Source organism: Microvirga pakistanensis, from assembly GCF_004458765.1.
In the GTDB taxonomy this organism is placed as follows: Bacteria; Pseudomonadota; Alphaproteobacteria; order Rhizobiales; family Beijerinckiaceae; genus Microvirga; species Microvirga pakistanensis.
Genome location: NZ_SPJX01000014.1, coordinates 1 through 223 on the forward strand (window position 1 = coordinate 1; position 223 = coordinate 223).

The window sequence follows — 223 nt, forward strand, 5'->3', positions numbered from 1 at the left end:
GCCCAGAATGGCCTCGCCCGAGACGATGCCGCGATAAGCGGCGATCCGGCGTCCTTCGATGGTAGGCGTGGTGGTGACGATCATCAGGGTCTCCATGGCTGGAGACCCTGATGTGGGGATTGGTTCTCAGTGGCGGAAGTGGCGGTGACCGGTGAACACCATGGCAAGGCCCGCCTCGTCGGCGGCCTTGATCACCTCGTCGTCGCGCATGGAGCCGCCGGGC

Annotated in this window: 1 protein-coding gene; it reads right to left on the reverse strand. The window is 65.9% G+C overall.

Annotated elements, in window-relative coordinates:
• On the reverse strand, positions 1-96 hold a 96-nt coding region (locus E4K09_RS01490; protein ID WP_342211325.1), incomplete at its 3' end, for a heavy metal-binding domain-containing protein.
• Positions 97-223 lie beyond the last annotated feature (127 nt).